This is a genomic window from Bacillus sp. 491mf (assembly GCF_900112415.1).
Lineage (GTDB): Bacteria > Bacillota > Bacilli > Bacillales > Bacillaceae_G > Bacillus_A.
The window spans coordinates 36,669-55,270 of record NZ_FOLV01000019.1 but is presented as its reverse complement, the minus strand read 5'-3'; the positions used below and the strand labels follow the sequence as shown (position 1 = coordinate 55,270).

Genomic DNA, 18,602 nt, shown 5'->3' with positions numbered 1-18,602 from the left:
TTATGTTGGTGAATTGTCTTTGGAGTTATTTTAAGTGGAATGGGTTTATATTTCTGTAGATATGAAGAGAAGCCCACTTCTTGGAAGAAAGTAGGCTTAGTACTAATGTTGCTACGCACTCCACATGTGCAGAGTGTATGTGGCAACACATGAGGTATTTGTGAGTTCAGTTATAAGAAAAAAAGCAATTATAAACGAAAACTGTAGTGCAACAGCAATCTCTCCAACAATGTCACTACTAAACCGTCATTTTCCAGCTTGATAATGCTAACCAGTCTTCCATTTCCTTATAATCAGGCATTATCTTCCCAACAAGGCGCCAAAAGGATCGATCATGATTTAGATGGACCATATGGCACATTTCGTGAACGACTACATAGTCGATTACCCTCGGCGGTGCCATTGCCAGCTTCCAATTAAATGTTAACTGCAAATTTGAATCACAAGTTCCCCACGTACGACTACTGTCTGTAATACGAATGGACCTTGGTTTTGTTTTAAAGTTACTTTGATGCGCTTTAATACTCTTCTCCACTAACGTCTTACACTGCTTATAGTAAAACCGCTTTAAAGCTTGTTGAATTTTCTCATTCTTAAGCTCTTTCACATAGATGTGTAGCTTATTTCCTTCAAACACTGCATTGTCTTGCTCAATAGTTGCATCTTGAGAAACCTGTATCGGATACGTGTTTCCTAAATACAGAAAGCCCTCTCCTTGGTCATAAGCCTTTTCCTGTGGACCACGCGCTCTCTCCTGCATTTCCTTACGTGTTTTCTGAATCCAATCCCATTTCTCCTCTAACAACTGGATTATATATTCAGCAGGTGTACCTTTCGGAGCTTGCACTTCCACATTCCCGTAAGAATCTACATAAAGACGTACAGATTTTTTCTTCTTATAATTTATATGAAAATTAATTGTCTCACCTAAATATGTATGTATCATTTCATCACCTAAAGTATTCGTTCATGTTATTTTTACAAATAAAAAAGAGTAGGCTACAAACGTCCTACTCTATCTATTATATCATTTACTGTTTCAACATAAATGTCACAACGCTTATTCCTTATCCTCTATACTTTACAGCTAATCCCTTTACGAAATTCCTTGCGTATCTATCGCCGCACTCTTTGTAATTCTTATGACCTTTCTTTCTTAATAGAGCGCCTAACTCTCCTTTTGTCACCTTAACTCCTACGCTGTCTAATATATCAAGCACATCTTCACTCGTTAATGAAAGTGCTATTTTCATTTTCTTTAGAAGAAGGTTATTGGCACTCTCATTACTCTGTAAAGGCATCGCTTGTCCAGCCGGTTGCCCTGGTTTCGGATCTTGCTTTCCTCTTTTTAAAGTAATAAATCCATTTAAAAATGACTCTAACATCATCATATCGCATGTTAATACGTAATCATCTTCGACTACATCAGCATTTTCAGCTTCATGTTGGGGACTTTTCTTTACTTTTGTAAGCATATCAACTACTTCTTCTTTCGTTACTTCAATACCACCAAGTTTAAATATCTCTACCATATCTATGTCTTTTATATCCATAGCATATCTTACTCTTTTTAATATATCATTATTGCTCATTGCCATTGTTAGTCCTCCTAAAGTGTTGATTATTTATTCAGCAGTCACAGTGTATCCTCTAACATGCTTTAAATTATTATGTTAAGTATAACTTTTAAGCTACTATCCGCTAAATTAATACTTTAACATTTTAAAGATAGGTTTTATAGTCTTACCCGAACTTTTCTCCATCATTGTATCTATAGATCTCTTACGTGTTTGTTGTCTGCTTATAAAAAGATTCCCCTCATAACATTAACTAAAAGAAAAAACAGTGCTTTGATTTCTCAAATACACTGTTCTTTTCCAGCTCTACGCTTATTTTAAACTCAGCCAAGCCAAACACTCCACATGTACTGAGTGTATGCGGCAACACAAGGGTGCTGTTAAGTTGATTACATTCTTAAGACCTTTTCTTTCAGAAAACAGACTTTATCAAAACAAAAGTTGCCGTCTGCAAAGGAACTCGAAACTAAACAAAATAAATACACGTAAGTTGATGTAATTCATTTCCCTCTAACTTTTGGGAGTTACATCATTTCACTGTCCCCTGCCTCATCAACACTCTTTTCAAATTTATCAAGCAATGCACGCACTTCATCTGTTGATTTCGTGCTCATTAATCGATTTCTTAATTCAGCAGCTCCATGGAATCCTTTTACATAAATTTTGAAAAAGCGATGAAGCCCTGTGATTGAACGTGGCAGTACTTCCGCATATTGATCTTGAAGATCAAGCTGAAGTCTTAAAAGATCAAGATGTTCTTTACTGCTATGCTCTTTTGGTTCTTTTTCAAAAGCAAAAGGATTTTTAAAAATACCTCGTCCGATCATAACGCCATCAATACCATATTGCTGGGCAAGCTGCAGCCCAATCTGACGGTTAGGAATGTCTCCATTGATTGTTAGCAGCGTATTTGGTGCGATACGGTCACGTAATTTTTTGATTTCCGGAATTAGCTCCCAATGCGCATCTACTTCACTCATTTCCTTTCTTGTACGTAAATGAATAGAAAGGTTCGCAATATCCTGTTTGAAAATATGCGTTAACCACTCCTCCCACTCATTTAGCTCCTTAAAGCCAAGTCGTGTTTTCACGCTGACAGGCAGTCCGCCCGCTTTTGCTGCTTGAATAAGTTCTGCCGCAACGTCTGGACGCAGAATAAGACCACTACCTTTCCCTCTCGATGCCACATTCGGGACAGGGCAACCCATATTAATATCGATGCCTTTAAATCCTAGCTCTGCCACGCCAATACTCATTTGACGGAAATATTCGGGATTATCCCCCCAAATATGTGCCACCATTGGCTGTTCATCTTCTGTAAAAATCAAACGGCCACGCACACTTTTCATACCCTCTGGATGACAATAGCTATCCGAGTTTGTAAACTCTGTGAAAAATACATCCGGTCGACCGGCTTCACTTACTACGTGACGAAAAACAACATCTGTCACATCTTCCATTGGTGCAAGTACAAAAAATGGTCGTGGTAAATCACGCCAAAAATTATCTATCATTTCTAACTCAAATCCTCTCACTATGGATACAACTTCAAACTCTCGGTCAAAAAATATAAAGCCAAGTGTTCCACTTCTTTTACACTTATATCATGCTTAATAAATTATTATCAAATACAAGTACATTTGGGCATTTATAATTTGTTAAAATCGACAATATTTATTTTAACTAAAATCGATCCTGAATGGTATTTTTAGAAACAAAAAAGCAGATGGTATAGATTTTTCTATATCAACTGCTTTTCTATTATATCAACTCCAACCAAGCCACACACTCCACATGCGTAGTATGCGGGAACATATCCACAGGCTGAACCTCCTGCGTCTTATATCCACCTTCCTCAAGCACCTTCAAATCACGAGCAAGTGTCGCTGGATTACATGATACATACACAACACGCTTTGGCTTCATGTCGATGATTGTGTTTAATAGCGCTTCATCGCACCCTTTACGAGGCGGGTCGACGACGATTGTGTCGGCGATGATGCCTTGTTTGTACCAGTTTGGGATGACTACTTCTGCTTCACCTACGCCAAATTCGACGTTTGTCATGTTGTTTAGTTCTGCGTTTCGGTTTGCGTCTTCGATTGCTTCTGGGACGATTTCAACGCCGTATACTTTTTTCGCCTTTTGCGCTAGGAATAACGAGATTGATCCGATTCCGCAGTATGCGTCGATGACCGTTTCATTTCCATCTAGTTTTGCGTACTCTAGTGCTTTATCGTAAAGTACTTTCGTTTGTTCTGGGTTTACTTGATAGAAAGAACGTGCTGAGATCGCAAATTTAATGTCTCCGATAAAGTCATAAATATATTCTGATCCGTATAGGACTGTTGTTGCGTTGCCGAAAATGACGTTTGTGCGTTTGTTGTTTACGTTTTGGACGATCGATTTTACGCTTGGGAACTTCGCTGTGATGTCTTCGATGATTGCCTGTTTGTTTGGAAGTTCTGCGGTACGCGTGATAAAGACAAGCATGATTTCCCCTGTAACTTGTCCGTAGCGAGCCATGACGTGACGAAGTGTGCCTTTGTGGCGTTCTTCGTTATACGCTGTTATGCCGTGCTTTTCACAAATGCGTTTTACTTCTTGAATTAATGTATCGTTTTCTTCTGCTTGGATTAAGCATGTTTCCATATTAATGATGTCATGCGTTCCTTGGCGGTAAAAGCCAGCGACAAGTCCGCCTTCACGTTCGCCGATTGGTACTTGTGCTTTGTTTCGATATACCCATGGATTTTCCATGCCAAGGACAGGGTGAACCGGTACATCATGTAGTCCGCCGATGCGCTGCATTACGTCGCGTACTTGTTTTTCTTTTGCTTGTAGTTGTCCTTCGTATGTTAGATGCTGCAGCTGACAACCGCCGCACTGATTGTATACTGGACATTCCGCATCTTTACGATATGGGCTTTCTTTATGAAGCTTCATTAAACGACCAAAAGCAAAGTTCTTTTTCACTTTAATAATTTTAATTTGCGCTTCTTCACCTGGTAATCCGTTTTTGACGAAAATAGGATAGCCTTCTACTTTCGCAACACCGGCACCGTCATGTGTTAAATCTTCAAACACTACATCTATAAACTCGGTTTTTTCAACTGGTGGCGTCATTTTATTACTCATTTTCCGACCTCTCTTTTTTCATAACACTGCGTTACATTTTACCATATTCGCTCGCTCTTTAGCCATTGGAAGAAAAATTCTATTGACGACAATTCTTTATTAATGTTACGCTACTACTTAATTGCATACGGATGATGTTACCTCATATATACTTGATGATATGGATCGAGAGTCTCTACCTGGCAACCGGAAATTGCTGGACTATGGGGAAAACTAATGAATATTAGCTTTTTTTTCGTATATAAAGACTCATATTGATTAGCTTTCTCGCATAGAAGAAAGTCGATCTGTATGGGTCTTTTTTTATTTCTATTTTAAAGGTCAGACATCATACGTATGACTTGAAACCTTTGAGGTTTACTCTTCTATTTAATTAAACATCTGAAAGGAGAAAATTTTGTGCACTATGTAATGAGTATTATCGGTATTCTTGCCGTATTAGGAATTTGTTTTGCTTTCTCTACCAACAGAGCAAAAGTAAATTTCCGCGCTATTATTATTATGCTTGTTTTCCAAATTTTAATTGGTTGGTTTGTATTTGGAACAAAAGTTGGTCAGCAAATCATCGTTTTTATCGGTCAAGTCTTCAATAAATTAATTAAACTTGGTACGACCGGTGTGGACTTTTTATTTAACGGCATTCATAAAGATTTTGTCTTTTTCTTTAATGTATTATTAATTATCGTCTTTTTCTCTGCACTACTTTCTATTTTTAGTTATCTTGGCATTTTACCTTTTATCGTTCGCGTTGCTGGCGGTGCGATTTCAAAAATTACAGGTCTGCCGCGTGTGGAATCGTTCCACGCTGTAAACTCGGTCTTCTTTGGATCAAGTGAAGCATTACTTGTTATTAAAAATGACCTGCAGCATTTTAATGCAAACCGTATGTTTATCATTTGCTGTTCGGCAATGAGCTCTGTATCAGCTTCTGTCACAGCATCTTATGTGATGATGTTAGATACAAAATACGTATTAGTAGCCTTGCCGCTAAACTTATTCTCTAGTCTTATCGTTTGTTCATTATTAACACCAGTTGATACAGCACAAGAGGATGAAAAGCTCCAAAAGTTCGATAAAAATATGTTTGGTAACAGCTTAATTGATGCAATGATTAACGGTGCATTAGACGGTTTAAAAGTAGCTGGAATTGTTGCGGCATTAATGATTGCTTTTATCGGTGTAATGGAAGTTGTAAACTTCGTAATTTCTTCTGCTTCAGGTGCAATTGGTTATAAAATTACACTACAACAAATTTTCGGTTACATTCTTTCACCATTTGCTTTCTTAATGGGAATTCCAGCACATGATGTTATTTCTGCTGGTGGTATTATGGGAACGAAGATTGCATTAAACGAATTCGTTGCAATTTTAGATTTAAAGAAAATCATGACAACATTATCTCCGCGCACAGTTGGGATTGTTACGGTATTCTTAATTAGCTTCGCAAGCATTAGCCAAATCGGCGCAATCGTTGGTACAATTCGTGCTCTATCTGAAAAACAAGGGCGCATTGTATCACATTTTGGTTGGAAACTCCTTTGCGCTTCAACATTAGCTTCTATTTTATCTGCGACAATCGCAGGATTATTTATTTAACTAGCAGATAGCTTCCTATTTTTAAAATAGGAAGCTATTTTTTTATTTTCTTTATAAAATTGATTCATTATAAGTGTATACATTTATTGTTATTTATTCGTTGTATAAGTATAGGGAGGATAACTGATGAAAAAAGAAGATACACTCGCCTCCTATCTTATCAATTTAGGAGAGGAAGTGCTCAATCTATTACTAGCGAAAGGAGCAAAAAAAGAAGATGCTGAAGATATCATTCAAAACACTTTTTACAAAGTGTACACGCTGTTGGATGATCTAACTGAGAGCAATATACGTCCGTGGTTTTTTAGAGTCGCACTCAATGAATATATTGATTTAAAAAGAAAAAAAGAGCAGCAAAACATCTACTTAACCGAGGGAATTTATTCAAAGCTACAATATACAGACCGCGAATTTGACGCCATTTTAAATAAAGATGAGATTTTCTATTTATTAAAAGACATCAAAAATGAATACAAAGAAGTCTTCTTCCTAAAGTATTACTATGATTTTTCATATGAAGAAATTGCGACTATTTTGGATATTAAAGTAAGTAGCGTAAAGCAAAAATTATATCGTGCACGTAAATTTGTTCACTCAAAAATGGAGGGAAAACATTAATGGACACTTCATTAAAAGGGGCTTTAAAAAAAGCTAAACGAAAACAACTACTAAAAATCGTCATTACTTCAATTATCGTTGTACCTATTCTATTACTAATTTTTTATAAAGCTGGTAATTTCTTTGCGGCGAAAAATTCTACAAAACTTCACGAGCGACTCTTTTTACATAATGAAATTGCCGAGCCTAATATTCAAACCAATTCTCAAGTTACGAGTAATTCCTCTATGTTTGGGGGTAATATTGTAACGAATCGTTCTAAAAATATTAATGGTTATTTAGTACAATGGAGCACACTGACAAGTTCGTATGATTGGCTTCGCGTTAATCTTGATCACAATGAGTTAATACCAGGATCCAATTGGTCCTATGAGTATGATAAACAAACTAAGAAGAAAGTTGCAAAATTTTATCACCCATCTATTCAAAAGTACTACCATGGTGTGCAAAATGAACTAGGGGCAATTTCACAAATGGAAAATCACGTTGCGGAAGTTGCGATTTCTTTTGATCGACCTTATACATTACAAGAAGTCCAAGCAAAGATTCCTGATAATTTAAACGTCGTATGGTTGTATATGACATCACCAATTGCAGATGAAAGTAAGGGACCTGCTGGTATGCCTGTTTATGGATTCGATCCATCTGATTCACCGAAAAAAGCATACAATAGCTTTATTGATGCGCTTAAAAAGTATGACGCGGATGGTGATGAAGAAACAATTCAAAAGTTTTTAAAATCAAATAAAAATAAACAGTTTGATGAAGTAAAAATTTTAGGAGTAATGTTGACTGGTCAAACCCAAAACTTTAAAGCCTTAGAAAATCAAGACTTTATTCGCGGCGCTTCTGTAGGGGCTACTGCGCAAATTGTCCCTTATATTAAACCAAAGAAATAATAAGCAAGAGACCAGATAAAGTGAAACTTTAATCAGTGGGGGCTTTCTTCATCCCCCACTGATTATCAGCCCTCACCAATCGGGCTTTTACGGGCAGTTATCCCCCACCTATCTTCTTCGATTCTCTCTCAATCTTGAGGTGGGGGTCTTACTGCCCACGAATAGCGGGATGAATATTTGGTCTCTTACTTATTATTAAAGAACAGAAAAAAGCCCTGAACGTTTCTATGCGCTGCCAGATCCTCTCGTCCCCCTTAAAAAAAGTTTTTTTACATCACCTTTTTCTAATAAACATACATCTTCATAATTATTTGCAAAAATTCAGTATCTTTGTCGTAATTATCCAAAAAAGTATATTCCCCTCTTCATTTGAGAGTGATATGATTAACAAGGGTATAATACACAATAGAAGGATGGATATGATGAAGAAATATGCACTACTAGCTTTACTTTCTTCTACTATTCTCGTAGGCTGCAATACTAGTGCGACTAGTGATAAACAGAAAAAAGATGCAGCTGCCGAGAAGCAACAGGAAACGAAGAAAGTTGAAGCGAAAACAGTCGACGTTCCCTTAACACAAGGGAATATAACATGGGAACCTTTTGCACCTGATGCGAAAAACACTGTGCTCTATATGAACAATTTAAAAGATGCGTTTAAGGAAGTACAATACCACGTTTGGCGCACTGCTGATGGCCCTGAAAGCAAACAAACATTTTCATCACATGAAAAAGAACGTAACTTTGCTTTCCCATTCCACTTAAAAGCTTTCAATTTGAAACGCGGAGAATATCAAATTGAAACAACAGGATTAAAAGAAGATGGCACACAAGTACCTCTTGCGAAATCTACAATTACATTCCAACAGTCTGTACCAATTCTCATGTATCATGCAATTGAAAAATACTCTGGACCAGGTGACGGTGAGTTAGGTTTGTATGTACCGCCAGAACAATTCGAGTTACATATGAAATATTTAAAAGATAATGGGTATACACTACTGACTTTTGAACGCTGGAATGATATAAATCGTGTCAATAAACCTGTCTTTATCACGTTAGATGATGGACGAAAAAATAATATGAATGCCCTTAGAATTTTACAAGGTTTAAAAGATGATAAATTCCAACCAGCAGCAACAGAGTTTATTGTTGCCAATGATATGGATGCACCAAACCGTCTTTCAAAAGATGAGATTAAAGAGATGGCAGGTTCCGGTATTTTCTCTATCCAATCGCACACATCTACTCATGCGATGATGGCTTTTTCTAACAATTATGATGAAGAACTACGCGTTTCAAAAGAAAAAATCGAAGGTGTCACTGGTAAGAAAATCATCGCCCTTGCATATCCAGTAGGTTCTTATAACGACCAAGCTGTTGCAGAAACGAAAAAACATTACGAATTTGCCGTAACAACAGATCATGGCAATCACCTTACAAAAGGTACACCAAACGAGCAATATTTAATTAAACGCCATTTTGTCGGACCTAAAACAACAATCGGTGAATTTACAGCATTGGTAAGAGAGCGCAATTAATGATCTACATACACATTCCTACTGCATAACAGCGACTTATATGTGGAAAAATGAATTTATATATCGTGAGGCTGTTTTATGAACAAGGCAGCCTCTTCTTATACAATTTAATTAAAGGACGCTTATACTATGAAAAAATATATTTCTACGATACTACTCTCTACTCTGTTCATCACTGGCTGTAGTAATACGACTCAAACAGAACCGAAAAAAGAAGCAGCTATTTCAAAGCAGCAACCAGCTAAGAAAACAGAAGAGAAAATACAACCGCAAGGATCCATTTCGTGGAATCCAATTACACATGAATCAACAAACACCGTTATCAATACAAAAGATGTAAAAGATCCTCTGACAGAAGTGCAATACAAAATTTGGCGCACCGCTGACGGGAAGGAAAGTGGCAAAACATTTTCTTCTAAAGAAAAAGAAAATCATTTTTCTTTACCGTTCGATTTAAAAGAATTTGAAGGAAAACGCGGAGAATATCAAATTGAGGCAAATGGTGTAAAAGAAGATGGAAAAACTATTCCCCTTACAAAATCAGCAATTGTCTTTCAACAACACGCACCTATTTTAATGTATCATGCGATTGATGATTATAAAGAAGGAAGCGGTATTAAAGACCTATTTGTTTCCCCTGCCAACTTTGAAGCGCAAATGAAGCACTTAAAAGATAATGGCTATACACTTTTAACATTTGAACGCTGGGACGATATTAACAAAGTGAACAAGCCGATTTTCGTTACATTTGATGATGGGATGAAAAATAATTTAAACGCTTTTCATATTTTACAAAAACTAAAAGATAATAAATTCAAACCAACTGCAACAGAGTATATGATTACCGATTCCATCGATACAGAAGGTTCTCTATCGACAGCTGACATAAAAGAAATGGTAAACTCCGGAATTTTTTCTGTTCAATCTCATACCGCGACACATGCAGATTTACCGAAAATCACAAACTATGAAGCAGAGCTAAAAGGTTCGAAGGAGAAACTCGAAAAAGTTACCGGAAAACCTGTTATTGCGATTGCTTATCCATTTGGCCATGTAAATGATCAAGTTGTGGCAGAAACGAAAAAATATTATCAATTTGCGACAACAACAAAGCCTGGACAATTCATTACAAAAGGTGAATCAGATGAGTTATTACGCATGAAGCGTGTCCGTATTCATAACAATACGACTGTAGAACAGTTTGCGTTAGCAATTAAATAAGAAAATAGAACCCGATTGCAATCGGGTTCTATTTATAATTTCAGAATTTTCCTGTATTATGTATATAAGAAATATTTGAATAAAGGAGAATGCATATGTCATTTGAGCAAACGTTAGAAAAATATGCTTCACTCGCGGTAAATATCGGAGTAAATATTCAACCTGGACAAACGTTAAGTATTGGCGCACCAATTGAAGCTGCTCCGTTCGTTCGTCTTGTTACAAAAAAAGCTTATGAATCTGGAGCAAAACATGTATACGTTGACTTTGTAGATGAGCAATTATCACGCTTAAAATTTGATTTAGCACCAGAAGAAGCCTTTTCTGAATTCCCTGCTTGGAAAGCACGTGCACGTGAAGAACTAGCAAAAGAAGGCGCAGCATTTATGTCTATTTACGCAGAAAATCCAGATTTATTAAAAGGTGTGGATCCAAAGCGCATTGCGAGCGCAAACCGGGCAGCTGGAGAAGCGATGAAAACAGTTCGCGAATATATGCAAGCTGACAAAGTAAGCTGGTGTGTAATTTCTGTTCCAACAGTGGAATGGGCAGCGAAGGTATTCCCAGATGTACCAGAAGAAGAACAAGTGGCAAAATTATGGGATGCAATTTTCCAAGCTACTCGTGCGAACTTAGAAAATCCAGTTGAAGCGTGGAAAGAACATGACGATAACTTACATACGAAAGTACACTATTTAAACGATAAACACTATAAAGCACTATCCTACAAAGGACCAGGAACAGATTTAACAATCGAACTTCCTGAAAAACATTTATGGGTAGGTGCTGGCAGCATTAACGAAAAAAATGTCCCATTCATGGCAAACATTCCAACTGAAGAAGTATTTACAATGCCATTAAAAACAGGCGTAAATGGATATGTAGCAAGTACAAAGCCATTAGTGTACGCTGGAAATGTAATTGATAACTTTACGCTTACATTTGAAAATGGACGCATTGTAGACTGTAAAGCTGAAGTTGGAGAAGAAACATTGAAACATTTAATTGAATCAGATGAAGGTGCTCGATTCTTAGGAGAGATTGCATTAGTACCGCACAATTCACCTATTTCGAATACAAATATTTTGTTCTATAACACATTGTTTGATGAAAATGCATCTTGCCATTTAGCAATCGGTAACGCTTATGCCTTCAACTTAGACGGTGGTAAAACAATGTCAAAAGAAGAGCTTGAAGCAAACGGTGCAAACTCTAGTATTACACACGTAGACTTTATGATTGGCTCTGGCGAACTAGATATTGATGGTATTACAGCAGACGATACACATGAACCAATCTTCCGTAAAGGGAATTGGGCGTTTTAATACCCATAAAGAATCGCATCAACGGTTTCGTTGATGCGATTTTTTTTATAGCCCTAATGAAATATATTTAATTTCTACATACTCTTCAATTCCAAAGTGACCACCTTCACGGCCGATACCACTTTCTTTAAATCCACCAAATGGCGCTTGGGCAACCGATGGAAGACCGTCATTTAAACCGATAATTCCGTATTCCAGCGCTTCGCTAATTTGGAATGCTTGACTAATATTTGTTGTAAAGACATACGCTGCTAGGCCGTACGGCGTGTTATTCGCGCGCTCAATTACTTCTTCAGCTGTTTTAAATTTTGCAACAGGTGCAAGCGGCCCAAATGTTTCTTCTGTCATACATAACATATCATCATTCGCTTCGCCGATTACAGTTGGCTGAACAAAGTGACCGTTTAATTCCGCAACCTTTTGGCCTCCGTTCAGTACCTTTCCGCCCTTTTGAATGGCATCTTCAATATGTTCTTGTACTTTTTCAACAGCTGATTGATCAATAAGTGGCCCAACAGTTGTGCCTTCTGCAAAACCGTCACCTACCTGTAACTCTCCGACAGCTTTTTGGAACTTCTCTACGAAGTTTTCATATACATCTTCTTGAACAAACACGCGATTTGTACAAATACACGTTTGGCCAGCATTACGGAATTTCGAACCAATTACCGCTTCAACAGCTTTATCTAAATCCGCATCATTCATTACAATAAATGGTGCATGACCACCTAATTCTAGAGAAACTTTTTTCACTGTTTCTGCAGCACCACGCATTAATTCTTTGCCAATTTCCGTTGATCCCGTAAAGGATACCTTTCTCACACGTCCATCATTCATCCATGTATCAGCAATTGCTTTCGCGCTTCCTGTTACAATATTTAAAACACCTTTAGGAATATCCGCTTCATGCGCAAGTTCAGCTAATTTTAACGCTGTTAATGGCGTTTGACTTGCTGGTTTCACAACTGCCGTACAACCAGCCGCTAATGCAGGTGCTACTTTTCTTGTAATCATCGCTGCCGGGAAGTTCCACGGCGTAATTGCTGCTATGACACCAACAGGTTGTTTTGTTACAAGGATTCGCTTATTCGGGTGAGAAGCCGGAATCATTTCGCCATATACACGCTTTCCTTCTTCCGCATACCATTCTACAAAACTATTTGCATAATTTACTTCACCAAGCGCTTCTGGAAACGGTTTTCCTTGTTCTTTTGTCATAATAGCAGCGATTTCTTCTTTATGCTCATCAATTAACGTAAACCACTTTTTCAACTTGTTCGCGCGCTCTGCTGCCGTTAACTTCGACCAAGTCTTAAACGCCTCATGCGCCGCATCCACTGCTTGCTTCGCCTCCGTTACTCCGCCCTTCGGAACAGTCGCAAACACCTCTTGCGTAGCAGGATTGTTAATTTCAATTTGCTCATGCAAATGAATCCACTCTCCATTTACGTACATCGCTTTCTTATCTAACATTGCCTTTTTATCCACTTCGTTCTTCCTCCTTTATAGTTACTATGATATACCTTTTTATGTAACCTAAAAAACAAGATGCTCGCAGCCTCGCAAAACACTACATAAACCCGCTCTCGACCACCCCAAAAAAGAAAGGTTTTTTATGTTGGTCTTCTCAAATCGGCTTCATCGACCCTTCTTCCTCTTCAATAAACCTCTTAATTTTCCTCGTCGCCGCAGACTGACTAATCTTTAGCGCCTCTGCTACTCTATAACTTGATCCATGCACTTTATACGCCTTTAAAATAATACTGCGCTCTACATCTTCTAACATTTCATACAAACTTTTCCCCGATTGCTCAATCGTCGACTTTTGCATAGATAATGGTAAATCCTCCATTGTCACAAGCTCATCTGCAGTAATGACAACACGTTCCATTACATTTTCTATTTCGCGGTTGTTTCCTTCCCACGGGTATTCTAAAAATGCATGCAACACATGCGGAGATAATGTCACGCTGCGTCCATACTTCTCATTAAAATGCTGCAAATAATAAGAAACGAGCGGTAAAATGTCTTCCTGCCTCTCACGTAAAGGAGGAATGTAAATAGGAATAACGTTTAGGCGATAATACAAATCCTTTCGAAACGTCCCCTGCTTCACCATCTCTTGCAAATTTCTATTCGTTGCAGCTACAATGCGAACATCTACTTTCTTTAATTCTCTGCCGCCTACTGAGCGAAACGTTTTTTCCTGTAATACTTGTAAAAGCTTTGCTTGAATTTCAAGAGGCATTTCACCAATTTCATCTAAAAAGAGCGTTCCTTTATCGGCCAGTTCTAAAATCCCTTTTTTCCCTTCACGATGCGCGCCTGTAAAAGAACCGCCTGCATATCCGAATAATTCGGACTCAATTAAATTCGTTGGCAATGCTGCACAATTGGTTTCATAAAACATTTCATTTTTCCGATGGCTCAGTTCATGTAAATGGCGTACCAATCGACTTTTTCCAACTCCGGTCTCTCCTAAAACAAGAACTGTACTATCGACTACAGATACCTTTTTTATTGTTCCAACTATTCTCTCCATAGCCGCACTTTTAAAAATAAGTCCTTCATGTTCATATGTTTCTCGTAATTCTTTTTTATACGTTTTTAATTGATCAGTCATCGCCTCTACCTGTTGACGCAATTGATAAAGCTCTGTTAAATCACGTGAGTAGCTAATGACCCTTCGTAAATTGCCCTGATCATCAAAAACTGGTCGCGTTCGAACATGTAAATACTCTCCCGATTTTGTCGTTTGCACAATTTCCACCGGCTTCTGTTTTTCAATCACTTCAAGAGTTGCTGACGGATAAAAAATCCCGTCCTTTTGCAGCTCTTTTACACTCTTACCAATTAATTGTTCCGCCGGTAACTGGTAATGTCTTTCACACATGCTGTTTACACGAACGACAATCCCTTTCTCATCAGTTACAAAAATTTCATCAAAAGCGTATTCAAATACATCTTTCAAATCCATAAACGCTCGTTCCTTTTCCGCCACCATCCCAGTCACTCCCTGAGGTTTAAATATTTTAAAAGTTTCATAACCCTGTCTCAAAACACCGCAGGGTTTACCTTTTAATAGGCATAATATGCAAACACGTCCAATTTATATAATGCTTTCTTATCATTATATAACAGGGAGCATAGGAACAGTGGCAAACAAGTTTTTAAATCGCAATTTAAACAGCTTCAAGTGTGGCCTCGCAGAACACTACATAACCCTCACTCGCTTCATCCTTATGTTTTAAACATGGCATGCGGCAGAAACAAGCCATGACCGCTACTACGCGCGGCCAGACCCTCTCGCCCACCTAAAAGAAAGAAGTTTTTACACGTGTGCTTTATCTACTTTCCCATAACAAGACTGAAGCGACTCCTCTAAAATCATAAGCCCTTCTTCAAGCTGCTCATCCGTAATCACAAGCGGCATTAAAACGCGCACGACATTTCCATACGCACCTGCCGTCAATAGCAGCAAACCTCTCTTATTTGTTTCTGCAATAAGATTAGTAGCTAGTTCTTTATTCGGTTCTTTCGTCATTTTGTCTTTCACTAATTCAAAGGCACACATCGCCCCTAGTCCGCGAACATCACCAATGCATTCATATTTTTCAGCCATTTGCTGAAAACGATCCATCACTACTTTTCCAATATGCACAGCTCTTTCATTTAAATTTTCTTTCTCCATTACTTCAAGAACCGCTAATGCAGCACTGCATCCTAATGGACTTCCAGCATACGTTCCGCCTAGTTCACCTGGCGCAGCCTCATTCATTACTTCTTTTCGGCCAATTACACCGCTAATTGGTACACCCGCCCCTAGCGATTTCGATACCGTAATTAAATCCGGTACGACATCGTAATGGTCAATCGCAAAATATTTACCCGTACGGCCAAATCCTGTTTGAATTTCATCAGCAACGAACAAAATACCATTTTCAGCACATAAACGGTGTACTTCTTTTACAAACTTTTTACCAGGAACGATAAAACCGCCTTCTCCTTGTACAGGCTCCATCACAACAGCAGCAATACTTTCTGGTGCAACTTCTGTGATTAAGAAGTTTTTAAATTCTTCAATAATGAAATCTTCATATTGTTCTTCTGTTAATCCAGCTGGACGGCGATATTCGTAAGGGAATGGCGCTTTATAAACTTCTGGTGCAAATGGACCAAATCCATTTTTATATGGCTTTACTTTACTTGTCATTGTCATCGTCATTAATGTGCGGCCGTGAAATCCTTTTGTAAAGGCAATAATCCCTGTTCGTTTCGTATACTTACGAGCAATTTTCACTGCATTTTCAACCGCTTCAGCCCCGCTATTTAAAAACAAAACTTGCTTATCAAAGTTACCCGGTGCGAGCGTAGCTAGCTTTTCTGCCAATTCAATATACGACTCATACATCATTACGTTAAAACCTGTATGGATATATTGATCGATTTGCTTATGAAGAGCTTCTGTAACGGCCGGGTGACAATGTCCGACGTTAATTGTACCGATTGCCCCCGCAAAGTCGATAAATTGATTTCCATCTACATCTGTCACAAGTGCCCCTTGAGCCGATTGAACAAATGTTTGAATGCCATTACTTACTCCTCTTGGGACAATATTTTGACGGCGTTCAAATAATGAAGCTGCTTTTGAACCCGGAATATTTTGATTTACTTTCGCAAAATTTGTTTTCATAATATCTTCCACCTCTTTTAGTCATTTGCTTTTTATAATGCAAGATGTGTGCCAACTTATAAATGTACGATTCTCTTATGTTTTCGTACGTTTTGACACAAAAATAAGTCATTAAAGACTTATTTCAAGTCTTTAATGACTTACCAAAAAGATTTCTATCTATATGTGGTACCGTTACACGCCCATCAGGCTAAGTTTTTAAACTACTAATATTTTAAGATTGAACTACCCCCACCTCAAGATTGAGAGAGAATCGTTGTCCAGCTCTAGCGGCTAGAATCTCCGGTCGTTTCGCCCCCTCGGACGAGGCAAAAAGCGCCTCTCCGTCTTGGGCTCCAACGTCCTGCGATTCTGAGCGAGCCGCTTCCGCTTTTCTAAGGAAGATAGCTGGGGAATAACTGCCCGTAAAAGCCGATTGGTTCAACTAATAATCAGTAGGGGATGAAGAACCCCCCCTACTGATTAAAGTTTCACTTTATCCTAAAACCCTATTGTTCTCTGCCTTTATGGGACCAAATCACAACAGGTATGAGAATTAAAGATAAAAACCCTCCGCTCAAAGCTAATGTAGCATAACTTGTATTCGCTACTATTATTCCTGAAAGAGCACCGCCAGAAGCCCCTGCTAGTGCAATAAAAACATCGAGTGTTCCTTGCGTTTTTGCACGTGTTGAAGGATCCGTAGAATCAACGATTAGAGCTGTACCACTGATTAAACCAAAATTCCAGCCCAATCCAAGTAAAGAAAGAGCAAGTACTAATAGAACCATTGAATCCATCGGCGCGAATGCTGCTAATAAACCAGCAAATAACAATGTAGTACCAGCAGCTATGCTCATGACTGTTCGACCTATTTTATCTACAAGAACACCTGTGACAAGTGAGGGGAAATACATAGAACCTACATGAAACGCAATCACAATTCCGATTTCAGTTAAACCATGACCATGATGTTTCATATGAACCGGTGTCATAGTCATAATTGCAACCATTACAATTTGCGTAAGAACCATAATTGTGGCACCGACCGCAAGACCTCTTTTATTTACTGCTTTATCAACGGGATTTGAATCATTTTCATACTCAAATTCCTTTTTATAAGCTAATATCTTTTTGGAAATATCTAATGGATCTGGGCGAAGCATAATAAACAGTACAATACCTGCTAAGATAAATGCTGTAGCTGATAAAATGAATGGACCTGCAAGTGCTGGAACTCCAATAAAAAGAGCAAAATCTCCCATAATATTCACTAAATTTGGCCCTGCAACAGCTCCAAATGTTGTCATAACCATCGTAACACTAATAGCAGTTGCTCGTTGTTTTTTATTCGCTAAGTCAGTCCCAGCATAACGAGCTTGTAAATTTGTTGCTGTACCTGAACCATAAATCAATAGAGAAGCAAATAATAGAATTATATTATTCATCATGGCTGCAATCACAACTCCAATTGCACCGAGTCCGCCGACAATAAAACCGGTTGCGAGACCTGTCCGACGTCCATAACGTTGAGAAAGTCTTCCTACAATTAAAGCTGCGCATGCTGAACCTAAAGTATATAAAGCTGCTGGAACTCCTGCATAGGCATCAGTTCCAAGCATTTGTTGTGCTAACAGGGCACCTACAGTAATTCCCGCCGCTAAACCAGCCCCGCCGAAAATCTGTGATAGGCTCACAACGAATAACACTCTTCTATATAATTTTTTTAGCTTTTCTGGAGAAGTTATGTAACTCTCGATTGAATCTTGTGCTTTATCGAACATTTATGAACACCTTCTTTACATCTTGCTGATTAAAACGTAACAGCTATATCAGCTAGTTCGTAAATAACGTAATTTCCAACCGCTTTGGGCTAGATAAACTTTTTCCTACTCTTGCAAACTCTTGATATTATAAATCTTTTAAACTTCGTTCATTAAGCATGTAAAATCCCCCGAACTATTCAATTAATTAATTGAATAGTTTGAGTGTAATCCTACATATAAATCTTTGTC

14 protein-coding genes, 1 pseudogene and 1 riboswitch are annotated in these 18,602 nt (G+C 38.1%); of the genes and pseudogenes, 6 read left to right on the top strand and 9 right to left on the bottom strand.

Annotated elements, in window-relative coordinates; all coding sequences use genetic code 11:
- Positions 1-238: 238 nt before the first annotated feature.
- The 4 genes from BM211_RS16705 to rlmD form a co-directional block, all read right to left on the bottom strand.
- Complete coding sequence (locus tag BM211_RS16705; RefSeq protein WP_035437730.1) at positions 239-946, bottom strand: M48 family metallopeptidase; 708 nt, start codon at positions 944-946, stop codon at positions 239-241.
- Positions 947-1,067: 121 nt separating this feature from the next.
- Entirely contained in the window at positions 1,068-1,598 is a 531-nt protein-coding gene (locus tag BM211_RS16700) for a YehS family protein (protein WP_035437731.1), read from the bottom strand.
- Between the two features lie 503 nt (positions 1,599-2,101).
- A complete protein-coding gene (locus BM211_RS16695; RefSeq protein ID WP_090998628.1) occupies positions 2,102-3,091 on the bottom strand; it encodes a tRNA dihydrouridine synthase in 990 nt (329 codons plus the stop codon).
- Positions 3,092-3,338: 247 nt separating this feature from the next.
- The gene (rlmD, locus tag BM211_RS16690) at positions 3,339-4,715 is read right to left on the bottom strand and encodes a 23S rRNA (uracil(1939)-C(5))-methyltransferase RlmD (RefSeq protein ID WP_090998626.1); all 1,377 of its coding nucleotides are present in this window, start codon (positions 4,713-4,715) and stop codon (positions 3,339-3,341) included.
- Between the two features lie 122 nt (positions 4,716-4,837).
- Positions 4,838-4,939: riboswitch (purine riboswitch) on the top strand.
- Between the two features lie 175 nt (positions 4,940-5,114).
- On the opposite strand from rlmD, the gene BM211_RS16685 reads away from it, so the two are divergent.
- The 6 genes from BM211_RS16685 (at position 5,115) to BM211_RS16660 (ending at position 11,915) form a co-directional block, all read left to right on the top strand.
- Positions 5,115-6,311 (top strand): NupC/NupG family nucleoside CNT transporter, encoded by a 1,197-nt coding sequence (locus BM211_RS16685; protein ID WP_090998624.1) that lies wholly within the window; start codon positions 5,115-5,117, stop codon positions 6,309-6,311.
- A 126-nt stretch (positions 6,312-6,437) separates the two neighbouring features.
- Positions 6,438-6,929: an RNA polymerase sigma factor gene (locus tag BM211_RS16680; RefSeq protein WP_035437739.1), complete on the top strand. Its 492-nt coding sequence runs from the start codon at positions 6,438-6,440 to the stop codon at positions 6,927-6,929.
- On the top strand, positions 6,929-7,828 hold the full coding sequence (locus BM211_RS16675; protein WP_090998622.1) for a sigma factor regulator N-terminal domain-containing protein: 900 nt from the start codon (positions 6,929-6,931) through the stop codon (positions 7,826-7,828). The genes BM211_RS16680 and BM211_RS16675 overlap by 1 nt, the downstream gene beginning before the upstream one ends.
- 422 nt (positions 7,829-8,250) lie before the next feature.
- Complete coding sequence (locus BM211_RS16670; RefSeq protein WP_035437795.1) at positions 8,251-9,369, top strand: polysaccharide deacetylase family protein; 1,119 nt, start codon at positions 8,251-8,253, stop codon at positions 9,367-9,369.
- 129 nt (positions 9,370-9,498) lie between these two features.
- On the top strand, positions 9,499-10,590 hold the full coding sequence (locus BM211_RS16665; RefSeq protein ID WP_090998620.1) for a polysaccharide deacetylase family protein: 1,092 nt from the start codon (positions 9,499-9,501) through the stop codon (positions 10,588-10,590).
- 95 nt (positions 10,591-10,685) lie between these two features.
- Complete coding sequence (locus BM211_RS16660) at positions 10,686-11,915, top strand: aminopeptidase (RefSeq protein ID WP_035437744.1); 1,230 nt, start codon at positions 10,686-10,688, stop codon at positions 11,913-11,915.
- 45 nt (positions 11,916-11,960) lie between these two features.
- On the opposite strand, the gene BM211_RS16655 is transcribed toward BM211_RS16660, so the two are convergent.
- The 5 genes and pseudogenes from BM211_RS16655 to BM211_RS27585 all read right to left on the bottom strand — a co-directional run.
- Entirely contained in the window at positions 11,961-13,370 is a 1,410-nt protein-coding gene (locus BM211_RS16655; protein ID WP_371261888.1) for an NAD-dependent succinate-semialdehyde dehydrogenase, read from the bottom strand.
- 172 nt (positions 13,371-13,542) lie between these two features.
- Positions 13,543-14,919, bottom strand: a complete 1,377-nt coding sequence (locus BM211_RS16650; protein WP_035437746.1) for a sigma-54 interaction domain-containing protein — start codon at positions 14,917-14,919, stop codon at positions 13,543-13,545.
- A gap of 327 nt (positions 14,920-15,246) precedes the next feature.
- Positions 15,247-16,608 (bottom strand): 4-aminobutyrate--2-oxoglutarate transaminase, encoded by a 1,362-nt coding sequence (gene gabT, locus BM211_RS16645; RefSeq protein ID WP_035437747.1) that lies wholly within the window; start codon positions 16,606-16,608, stop codon positions 15,247-15,249.
- A 488-nt stretch (positions 16,609-17,096) separates the two neighbouring features.
- A complete protein-coding gene (locus BM211_RS16635) occupies positions 17,097-18,371 on the bottom strand; it encodes an MFS transporter (protein WP_035437749.1) in 1,275 nt (424 codons plus the stop codon).
- A 70-nt stretch (positions 18,372-18,441) separates the two neighbouring features.
- A pseudogene (locus tag BM211_RS27585) lies at positions 18,442-18,531 on the bottom strand (ArsR family transcriptional regulator); the annotation flags it as partial.
- Between the last annotated feature and the right edge of the window lie 71 nt (positions 18,532-18,602).

Coding starts and splice junctions, on each gene's coding strand:
- BM211_RS16700 (WP_035437731.1), bottom strand. CDS start 1,598: ATGGCAATGAGCAATAATGATATATTAAAAAGAGTAAGATATGCTATG.
- BM211_RS16660 (WP_035437744.1), top strand. CDS start 10,686: ATGTCATTTGAGCAAACGTTAGAAAAATATGCTTCACTCGCGGTAAAT.
- BM211_RS16680 (WP_035437739.1), top strand. CDS start 6,438: ATGAAAAAAGAAGATACACTCGCCTCCTATCTTATCAATTTAGGAGAG.
- BM211_RS16655 (WP_371261888.1), bottom strand. CDS start 13,370: ATGTACGTAAATGGAGAGTGGATTCATTTGCATGAGCAAATTGAAATT.
- BM211_RS16665 (WP_090998620.1), top strand. CDS start 9,499: ATGAAAAAATATATTTCTACGATACTACTCTCTACTCTGTTCATCACT.
- rlmD (WP_090998626.1), bottom strand. CDS start 4,715: ATGAGTAATAAAATGACGCCACCAGTTGAAAAAACCGAGTTTATAGAT.
- BM211_RS16705 (WP_035437730.1), bottom strand. CDS start 946: ATGATACATACATATTTAGGTGAGACAATTAATTTTCATATAAATTAT.
- BM211_RS16675 (WP_090998622.1), top strand. CDS start 6,929: ATGGACACTTCATTAAAAGGGGCTTTAAAAAAAGCTAAACGAAAACAA.
- gabT (WP_035437747.1), bottom strand. CDS start 16,608: ATGAAAACAAATTTTGCGAAAGTAAATCAAAATATTCCGGGTTCAAAA.
- BM211_RS16650 (WP_035437746.1), bottom strand. CDS start 14,919: ATGGTGGCGGAAAAGGAACGAGCGTTTATGGATTTGAAAGATGTATTT.
- BM211_RS16670 (WP_035437795.1), top strand. CDS start 8,251: ATGAAGAAATATGCACTACTAGCTTTACTTTCTTCTACTATTCTCGTA.
- BM211_RS16635 (WP_035437749.1), bottom strand. CDS start 18,371: ATGTTCGATAAAGCACAAGATTCAATCGAGAGTTACATAACTTCTCCA.
- BM211_RS16695 (WP_090998628.1), bottom strand. CDS start 3,091: ATGATAGATAATTTTTGGCGTGATTTACCACGACCATTTTTTGTACTT.